The sequence below is a fragment of the Alishewanella sp. d11 genome (assembly GCF_049390205.1).
In the GTDB taxonomy this organism is placed as follows: domain Bacteria; phylum Pseudomonadota; class Gammaproteobacteria; order Enterobacterales; family Alteromonadaceae; genus Alishewanella.
In genome coordinates this window covers 3,636,161-3,644,958 of the sequence record NZ_CP186547.1, presented here as the reverse complement: position 1 = coordinate 3,644,958, position 8,798 = coordinate 3,636,161, and the positions used below count along the sequence as shown (strand labels likewise).

The window sequence follows — 8,798 nt, the reverse complement described above, 5'->3', positions numbered from 1 at the left end:
GGCATGCCTTCCAACTAAGTGCAGGCAACTATAAGTGAAGTTTACGTAAAGGTAAAGCTAGGTGCTGGTGTTTTGTGGGCGGCAGGGGAATAACTTGGATTTTTTGTAAAGATAACATGCCAAGCAGCGCGTTAAGGCTGTACAGAATTATCCACTTTTTTTATCTGGTAATACCATAGTGGCAGCATGTTGACGTTGGCGTAAACGTAAATTTGGTGTAGTCTCTTCGCCATAGTGTTTAGATACCGATTTTGGAGAGTTTTAATGAGTCAGCAAAACGCAGTAGTTATCGTTGCCGCTAAACGTACCGCTATGGGTGGTTTTACAGGTGGACTGTCAGACGTCGATGCCACTGTACTCGGCGCGACTGCTATAAAGGCTGCGCTAGCTGATGCTGGCATTAATCCTGAGCAAGTTAACGAAGTGATTATGGGCAATGTGTTACCCGCTGGCTTAGGTCAGGCACCTGCACGTCAGGCCACGTTAAAAGCGGGCTTGCCACTAAGCGCGGGTGCCACCACCATTAATAAAGTGTGTGGTTCTGGCTTGAAAGCAGTCATGCTTGCTTCGGACTTGCTGCAAGTGGGTAGTGCTGATGTGGTGGTTGCTGGTGGTATGGAATCGATGAGCAATGCGCCGTATTTATTAGACAAGGCCCGCACCGGTTATCGGATGGGGCATGGTCAAATCAAAGATCATATGATGCTCGACGGTTTAGAAAATGCTTATGATGGCAAAGCCATGGGCTGTTTTGCCCAAGATACCGCTAACGAAAAAGCCATTAGCCGTGAGCAAATGGATGCCTATGCCGTGCAATCCTTAACCCGTGCGCAAAACGCTATCAACAGCGGTGCTTTTGAAGCAGAAATTGCGCCGGTGATCTTCCAAACGCGTAAAGGCGAGGTGACTTTTCAAGTTGATGAACAACCGGGTAATGCCAAACCGGAAAAAATCCCTGGTCTGCGTCCTGCGTTTGCTAAAGACGGCACCATTACTGCCGCTAATTCTAGCTCGATTTCAGACGGTGCTGCAGCCTTAGTGTTAATGCGTGAAGCGGATGCAAAAGCCCAAGGTGTAACGCCATTGGCTCGTGTTGTCGCCCATGCTACCCATTCAATCGCGCCAGAATTATTCACCATTGCGCCAGTTGGCGCGATGCAAAAAGTCTTGGCTAAAGCGGGTTGGGATAAAGAGCAGGTTGATTTATGGGAAATCAATGAAGCCTTCGCCATGGTAACCATGTTGGCGATTAACGAGCTGGGCTTAGATGCGAGCAAAGTGAATGTCAATGGCGGTGCCTGTGCGCTGGGCCACCCAATTGGTGCCTCAGGTGCGCGTATTTTAGTGACCTTAATTCATGCGTTACGCCAACGCGGTCTTAAAACCGGTGTTGCCTCACTGTGTATTGGTGGTGGCGAAGGCGTAGCGTTAGCAATAGAACTAGTTTAGTACCACGTAAAACAAAAAAGCGGTTGGGGAGAAGCGCCGCGTAATAAAACCTGCGAAGACGGGTAATTATCCTAAATCACTAATGCTGCAAAGACAGCACCGATCAAGGATAACGGTAACGGAACCGGCCTAAAACAATAAATAACAGGCCGGTAAACCGTCTAAATTCATAGTTACCTTAAATCATTGAAGAGATGTGAAGGCCGCTAATGCCCCATATCTTCAAGGGTGAAGGGAATAGCAAACGAGATAAATCCATGATACAGCAAGTTAAACTATTTATTGACGGTGAGTTTATCCACTCTAGCAGTGACAAACTTATCGATGTAACCAACCCTGCCACCCAAGACGTGATTGCCCAAGTGCCTTGCACCACGGCAGATGAAATGCAGCGCGCCATAGAATCGGCTAAATCCGCTTTTCAAACTTGGAAAGAAGTGCCGGTATCAGAGCGTGCCCGTTTAATGATGCGCTATGCGCAATTATTAAAAGATCATCAAGCTGATATCGCTGCCATTATTTGTGAAGAACTGGGTAAAACGGTTGAAGATGCCAAAGGCGATGTGTGGCGTGGGATTGAAGTGGTCGAGCAGGCCGCGAATATTCCTTCAATGATGATGGGGGAAACAGTTGAAAACGTGGCTCGTAGTATCGACACCTACAGCTATATTCAACCGCTAGGCGTGTGTGCCGGTATTACGCCGTTCAACTTCCCTGCTATGATCCCACTGTGGATGTTCCCGCTGGCGATTGCCTGTGGTAATACCTTTATTTTAAAACCGTCTGAGCAAGATCCGATGACGGTCAACAAATTGGCTGAGCTGTTTGTGCAAGCTGGCGCACCGAAAGGGGTGTTACAAGTCGTGCATGGCACTAAAGAGCAAGTCGATACTATTTTGCATCACCCAGATATTAAAGCTATTTCTTTTGTGGGTTCGGTCAATGTTGGCCAATACATCTACAAAACGGGTACCGACAATTTAAAACGTGTCCAAGCCTTCGCGGGTGCGAAGAACCATATGGTTATTATGCCTGATGCCAATAAACAGCAGGTTATCAATGCATTAGTTGGCGCCTCAGTGGGCGCAGCGGGTCAACGCTGCATGGCCATTTCGGTCGCGGTCTTTGTTGGCAGTGCTGCTGAGTGGATCCCAGAAGTGGCTGCGGCCATTGGTAAAGTTGGACCAGGTCATTACAGTAATCCGAATGCCGCTTATGGCCCGCAAATTAGTCCGCAAGCCAAAGCACGGGTGATGTCGCTGATCGATCAGGGCAAAAAAGAAGGCGCAACTTGCTTGTTAGATGGCTCAGGCTGTGAGGTCGAAGGTTATCCAAAAGGTAACTGGGTTGGCCCAACGGTCTTTAGTAATGTCACCACCGAGATGGAAATCTACAAACAAGAAATCTTTGGCCCTGTGCTGAACACCATGACGGTTAACTCATTGCAAGAAGCTATTGAGCTGGTCAATGCTAGCCCCTTTGGTAATGGTACTGCTATCTTTACCGCCAGCGGCGCCGCAGCACGCAAGTATCAGCATAATGTGGAAGTGGGTCAGGTTGGTATTAACGTACCTATCCCAGTACCCCTGCCATTCTTCTCTTTTACCGGTTGGAAAGGCTCTTTCTACGGTGATCAGCATGCTTATGGTAAGCAAGCGGTACGTTTTTATACTGAAACAAAAACCATTACAGCACGTTGGTTTGACGAAGATATTTCGGTCTCAGGCCCGAATATGTCAATCAACCTGCGTTAACCGGTGACAGGGGCAGGCGAGCGGCGGTTAAAGTAAAGACAAACTCCTAAAAATTTGCAGCTTTACCGTCGCCCGTTTTGCTATAGCCAAAGGCTTTCGAGAAGCCTAGCTAGAGCTGGTTAGCCATAATAAATACAGCTGAGCTGTCGTGGTTCGTGGTTTTAGAGAGTAATAACAGTCGTTCAGGAAGCATTCTTATGAATTTCAATTTAACCGAAGATCAGCAGGCATTTGTTGATGCGGCCCGTCAGTTTGCCGAGCAAGAGTTGGCGCCACATGCGGCGAGCTGGGATCGTGAGCATCATTTTCCAAAAGACGTGATACAAAAAGCCGGCGAGTTGGGTTTTTGTTCACTCTACACCCCTGAAGAGGCCGGTGGTTTAGGTTTATCACGGCTGGATGCTTCGATCATTTTTGAACAGCTGGCTATGGGGTGTACAGCAACGACCGCCATGTTAACCATTCATAATATGGCCACCTGGATGATTGCCAGCTATGCCACCGACAGCGTAAAAGCACAGTGGTTACCTAGTTTAGTCACTGGTGAGAAACTGGCTTCCTATTGTTTAACAGAGCCGGGATCAGGTTCAGATGCTGCAAGCTTACGGACAAGTGCGCGCAAAGATGGCGACGACTATGTATTAAATGGCTCGAAAATGTTTATCTCGGGCGCGGGTGCAACCGAGGTACTGGTGGTGATGGCCCGAACTGGCGAAGCCGGACCGAAAGGCATCTCTGCCTTTGTGGTACCTGCTGATGCCGCAGGGGTCATTTATGGTAAAGCCGAAGAGAAAATGGGCTGGAACGCGCAGCCCACTCGTTTAGTGACTTTTGAAGACGTGCGTATTCCAGCCAGTGCCTTATTAGGTCGCGAAGGTCAGGGTTTTAGTTTTGCTATGAAAGGCTTAGACGGCGGCCGTATTAATATCGCCACCTGCTCGATTGGTACGGCGCAACAAGCACTGAATACCGCGCGTAATTACATGTTAGAGCGTCAACAGTTTGGTAAGCCGTTAGCTGCTTTTCAAGCCTTACAATTTAAATTAGCGGATATGGCCACTGAACTGGTTGCTGCCCGTCAGTTAGTCCGTTTAGCTGCTTTTAAACTAGATGTTGAGGATCCAGAAGCCACGGCCTACTGTGCTATGGCGAAACGCTTTGCTACCGATGTCGGCTTTACCGTGTGTGATCAAGCGCTGCAATTGCATGGTGGCTATGGTTATATTAAAGAATATCCGTTAGAGCGGCATTTCCGTGACGTACGAGTTCATCAAATTCTGGAAGGCACTAATGAGATTATGCGATTAATCATTGGTCGTCGCCTACTCGATGAAGCGGCTGGCGCTATTCTCTAACGTCTGTCATAAAGCAAGGTTACACTCGGCCGCCGTTATTCGGCGGCAAGTGCTGCCCAGTCAGTTTGGCAGCCACAGCTAAGGATTACCCATGCTTGAAAATACGCTAAACGCAGTGGTGCTATACGATGAGCTCACTGCAGATAATGGCAAAAAAATTGCCATCGCGACCTTAAATTCGGAAAAATCCCTCAATGCGTTAAGTTTGCCAATGGTGGAGTCATTGCTGCCAAAAATGCAGCAGTGGAAAGCGGATCCGCAGATTGCCTTGGTGATTTTACAAGGTGTGGGCGACAAGGCCTTTTGTGCCGGTGGTGACATCCGCGATCTGTATCAGGCCATGAAAGATCAGCCCGGAACCTATCAGCCATACGTTGCAGAGTTCTTCACTAAAGAATACACACTTGATTATCTTATTCACACCTTTGACAAGCCTGTTTTAGTCTGGGGCAATGGCATAGTGATGGGCGGCGGTTTGGGGTTAATGGCCGGCGCCTCACATCGTGTGGTAACTGCGACTAGTCGTATTGCTATGCCTGAGATGGCCATTGGCTTATATCCTGATGTGGGTGCAAGCTGGTTTTTAAATCGCATGCCAGCGGGATGTGGCTTGTTTTTAGGTTTAACCGGTGCCTCTATCAATGCGGCAGATGCGCGTTTTATTGGCTTGGCGGATGTGTTTATCTGCCATGAACAAAAAGCGCAGGTTATCGATAAGCTACTGACTGTCAAATGGGGCGATACGGTAGCCCTTAATCATCAAAAACTCTCCGATTTGTTAAGACAGCAAGAGCAAGGTTGTCGCACACAAATGCCACTCAGCCAAATTCGGCCTTATCAAGAGGCGATAGCGTCACTTGCCGAGTTACCTGATCTTCGTGCTGTGATGCAAGCTATTCTAGATCTGGCAGGCGAAGATAAATGGCTTAGTAAAGCGAAAGATTCGCTACGCTACGGCAGTCCTATTACCGCACATATTGTTTATCGCTTGTTGCAATTGGGCCAAAGCAAAATTCTGGCCGACAGCTTCCGCTTAGAGCTCGGTTTGAGTGTGCAATGCGCAAAATTGGGTGAGTTTCAAGAGGGCGTAAGGGCTTTACTTATCGATAAAGATCTGCAACCGAAATGGCAATATGCTGATGTGGCGAGCGTGCCACAAGACGTTATCGCAGAGCTATTTCGTTCACCTTGGGCCGCTGAAGCCCATCCGTTACGTGATTTAGGTAAGCAAGAAGGATAATTAGAAGATGGCAAAGGTCGCGTTTATTGGTTTAGGTAATATGGGTGGCCCGATGGCCAGCAATTTAGTCAAAGCAGGGCATGAGGTGACTGCCTTTGATTTGTCCGTTGCCGCTTTAGCTCAAGTAAAAGCTGATGGTGCAGCAGTAGCAAGCTCGGCTGCAGATGCAGTGGTTGGCGCAGAGTTTGTGATTTCGATGCTGCCAGCGGCTAAACATGTACTGGGTTTATATCTCGGCGAGCAGGGAATAGCAGCACAGATCAGCAAAGATGCCTTGGTACTGGACTGTTCTACCATTGACGCGCAGAGCGCGCGTAAACTAGGGGCGGCGTTAGCTGAGCAAGGTATTGCCTTTATTGATGCGCCAGTGTCTGGTGGCGTGGGTGGCGCTAAAGCCGGGACATTAACCTTTATTGTTGGTGGCAGTGATAGCGATTTTGAGCGCGCGAAAACCGTATTAGCGCATATGGGGAAAAACCTGTTCCATGCTGGTGCTGTCGGCGCCGGACAGGTGGCGAAGATCTGTAATAATATGCTACTGAGTATCTTGATGGCCGGGACGTCGGAAGCGCTGCAGATGGGTATTGATAATGGCTTAGATCCGAAAGTGTTGTCGGAGATCATGCTAAAAAGCTCCGGTCGGAATTGGACGTTAGAGCTGTACAACCCTTGTCCAGAGGTGATGCCTAATGTGCCGTCGTCAAATGGTTACCAAGGTGGTTTTATGGTGGATTTGATGGTGAAGGATTTGGGTTTGGCGTTGGAGGCGGCGTTGCAGAGTGGTAGTAGCACGCCGCTGGGGGCGTTGGCGCGTAATATGTATGTGGCGCATCAGCGGGCGGGTAATGGTAAGTTGGATTTTTCCAGCATTTTTACGGCATTTGAGAAGCGCGATAGTTAGAGGGGCGCATTCGGCAGGAGCGGCGAATACTCCGTACATTTTTTGTCGGACACGCCGTAGATACATCCCTGTAGGCTCCTGTTTTTCATCCATGAAAAACACGTTCCGCCAAAAAAGTACATCCGTATTAGCCGCTGCTCAGCATAAAGCAAGGTGGCATTTAAAGGTATTGTAGCCCTAGCATTTTGAGCTACTTCTTATACAGACTTGATGGAAAAACTATGATTTTACAAGACAAAACAATAGTAATTACCGGTGGTGCCCAAGGTTTGGGTCTGGAGATGGCGCGGATGTGTGCTGCCGAAGGGGCTAAGCTGGCGCTGATTGATATGAATAATGAGCAATTAGCGGCGGCGGCAACGGAGTTATCGGCATTGACGCAGGTGCAAACCTATGTGGCGAATGTGGCGGATGAAGCGCAGGTTGAAGCTACTTTTGCGCAAATTGATCAGGATTTTGCCGGTATTCATGGCTTGATTAATAACGCCGGTATTTTGCGCGATGGTTTGTTGTTAAAGGTGAAAGACGGCGAGTTAGTGGCGAAGATGCCTTTGCAGCAATTCCAGTCGGTGATTGATGTGAATTTAACGGGCGTGTTTTTATGTGGTCGTGAGGCGGCAGCTATAATGGTAAAACGCGGTACTCAGGGCGTGATTATCAATATGTCGAGTGTGGCGCGCGCCGGAAATATGGGCCAAACCAACTATGCAGCGTCTAAAGCCGGTGTGGTGGCGATGACAGTGACTTGGGCGCGTGAGCTAGGGCGTTATGGCATTCGCGTTGGCGCTATTGCACCAGGGGTGATCCGTACTGCGATGACGGATGCGATGAAGCCGGAAGCGCGTGAGCGGTTAGAGAAAATGAAGCCAGTTGGGCGTTTAGGTGAAGCGGCTGAAATTGCCCATACTGCAAAGTATATTTTTGAGAACGATTTCTTTACCGGTCGGGTAGTAGAAATTGATGGTGGTATTGCGTTTTAAGTGTGATGTATTTCTAAAAAAGGTGCTACGGCACCTTTTTTTAGGACTGTTAAGGCACTTTTCTGCAAAGCCATAGCCTGCGGCTTTTAAGATGAACGGGGGTGGGCGGTGTTCCAGTATACGCCGACTCATTGCCGCTTAAGAGCTTTGCGTTTATTGAATGAATAGAAAGGAATAAGGGATGACAGTGTTTAAAACATTAATGCCATTTTTGTTAGCGTGCAGCGTGTTGCTACCTGGCCAGTTGTTAGCTGATGATAAAGCCGAGCTCACCGCCTTGTTAAGTGAATTTTTAGACGGCGCTACGCGTAATGATCCGGCTATTCACAATAAACATTGGGCAGATGAGCTTATTTATACTAGTTCGTCAGGTACGCGCTTTGGTAAAGCGGAATTAATGGCCAGCGTGACTAGCCGAGGTGAGCTGGCTGCAGCGGATATTGCTATGCGCTATCACAGCGAAGATGTGCAGATTATGTTGTACGGGGATACAGCGATTGTGGCTTTTACCTTGGTCGGGCAGTCGGAGACGGAAACCTTACGGTTTTTAAACAGTGGCACTTACCTTAAACGTAATGGCCAATGGCAGGTGGTGAACTGGCAAGCAACCCGCCAAGCAAGCAAAGAATCACTATAGTTATTTGCAGCGCGAGTGGAAAAGAGAAATAAAACAGATCGCGTCCAGAAAAAGGTTCGTAATAATTACTAGCAGTAGTGTAGTAAGCACTTGGGCTTTACCCAGTATTATTGATCACATTAATTGTTGGAGTATTGTATGCCACACCACCGTCTTGCCCATCTAAATCATCAAGATGTTCGTATCGATGAACTGACGATTCACTCTTATGAAATGGGCCTTTATTTAGTCGAGGCCGATTTTGACGGCCGCAAAGGTTTTATTGTTAATGATGAAGATCATCCACAGCGTTTTCATAGTGTAGAGCAAGTAAAGCAGTCACTTAAAGATTGCACGGTGCGAGAAGCTTGGTTGGTGCATCAATCTGCCTATGATGAGATGTGCGGCGGACCGGAAAAAACGGATAATACGCTAAAACTCCCTGTTTGCTTTAAGCACTAAGAGTATTGGCTAGCTGCATAGTCAAATGACTGTGCAGCCAG

General features: G+C 48.1%; 8 protein-coding genes. All 8 read left to right on the top strand.

The genetic code is table 11. From position 1 onward, the window contains the following. The first annotated feature begins 264 nt into the window (after nt 1–264). The 8 genes from ACO1PK_RS16320 (at nt 265) to ACO1PK_RS16285 (ending at nt 8,757) form a co-directional block, all read left to right on the top strand. The gene (locus tag ACO1PK_RS16320; protein ID WP_423186646.1) at nt 265–1,449 is read left to right on the top strand and encodes a thiolase family protein; all 1,185 of its coding nucleotides are present in this window, start codon (nt 265–267) and stop codon (nt 1,447–1,449) included. 257 nt (nt 1,450–1,706) lie between these two features. Further along, nucleotides 1,707–3,203, top strand: coding sequence for a CoA-acylating methylmalonate-semialdehyde dehydrogenase (locus ACO1PK_RS16315; RefSeq protein ID WP_423186645.1), 1,497 nt, complete (start codon nt 1,707–1,709; stop codon nt 3,201–3,203). A 197-nt stretch (nt 3,204–3,400) separates the two neighbouring features. Next, on the top strand, nt 3,401–4,558 hold the full coding sequence (locus tag ACO1PK_RS16310; protein ID WP_423186644.1) for an acyl-CoA dehydrogenase family protein: 1,158 nt from the start codon (nt 3,401–3,403) through the stop codon (nt 4,556–4,558). A 91-nt stretch (nt 4,559–4,649) separates the two neighbouring features. Further along, the gene (locus ACO1PK_RS16305) at nt 4,650–5,798 is read left to right on the top strand and encodes an enoyl-CoA hydratase/isomerase family protein (RefSeq protein ID WP_423186643.1); all 1,149 of its coding nucleotides are present in this window, start codon (nt 4,650–4,652) and stop codon (nt 5,796–5,798) included. Between the two features lie 7 nt (nt 5,799–5,805). After that, complete coding sequence (gene mmsB / locus ACO1PK_RS16300; RefSeq protein WP_423186642.1) at nt 5,806–6,699, top strand: 3-hydroxyisobutyrate dehydrogenase; 894 nt, start codon at nt 5,806–5,808, stop codon at nt 6,697–6,699. 221 nt (nt 6,700–6,920) lie between these two features. Next, nucleotides 6,921–7,679: an SDR family oxidoreductase gene (locus ACO1PK_RS16295; protein WP_423186641.1), complete on the top strand. Its 759-nt coding sequence runs from the start codon at nt 6,921–6,923 to the stop codon at nt 7,677–7,679. Nucleotides 7,680–7,860: 181 nt separating this feature from the next. Then, a complete protein-coding gene (locus ACO1PK_RS16290; RefSeq protein WP_423186640.1) occupies nt 7,861–8,316 on the top strand; it encodes a nuclear transport factor 2 family protein in 456 nt (151 codons plus the stop codon). Between the two features lie 138 nt (nt 8,317–8,454). Continuing rightward, complete coding sequence (locus ACO1PK_RS16285) at nt 8,455–8,757, top strand: DUF6482 family protein (protein WP_423186639.1); 303 nt, start codon at nt 8,455–8,457, stop codon at nt 8,755–8,757. The last annotated feature ends 41 nt before the right edge of the window (nt 8,758–8,798 follow it).

Excerpts from the sequence above, each read along its gene's own strand:
- ACO1PK_RS16320 (WP_423186646.1), top strand. The coding sequence starts at position 265 with ATGAGTCAGCAAAACGCAGTAGTTATCGTTGCCGCTAAACGTACCGCT.
- ACO1PK_RS16315 (WP_423186645.1), top strand. The coding sequence starts at position 1,707 with ATGATACAGCAAGTTAAACTATTTATTGACGGTGAGTTTATCCACTCT.
- ACO1PK_RS16310 (WP_423186644.1), top strand. The coding sequence starts at position 3,401 with ATGAATTTCAATTTAACCGAAGATCAGCAGGCATTTGTTGATGCGGCC.
- ACO1PK_RS16305 (WP_423186643.1), top strand. The coding sequence starts at position 4,650 with ATGCTTGAAAATACGCTAAACGCAGTGGTGCTATACGATGAGCTCACT.
- mmsB (WP_423186642.1), top strand. The coding sequence starts at position 5,806 with ATGGCAAAGGTCGCGTTTATTGGTTTAGGTAATATGGGTGGCCCGATG.
- ACO1PK_RS16295 (WP_423186641.1), top strand. The coding sequence starts at position 6,921 with ATGATTTTACAAGACAAAACAATAGTAATTACCGGTGGTGCCCAAGGT.
- ACO1PK_RS16290 (WP_423186640.1), top strand. The coding sequence starts at position 7,861 with ATGACAGTGTTTAAAACATTAATGCCATTTTTGTTAGCGTGCAGCGTG.
- ACO1PK_RS16285 (WP_423186639.1), top strand. The coding sequence starts at position 8,455 with ATGCCACACCACCGTCTTGCCCATCTAAATCATCAAGATGTTCGTATC.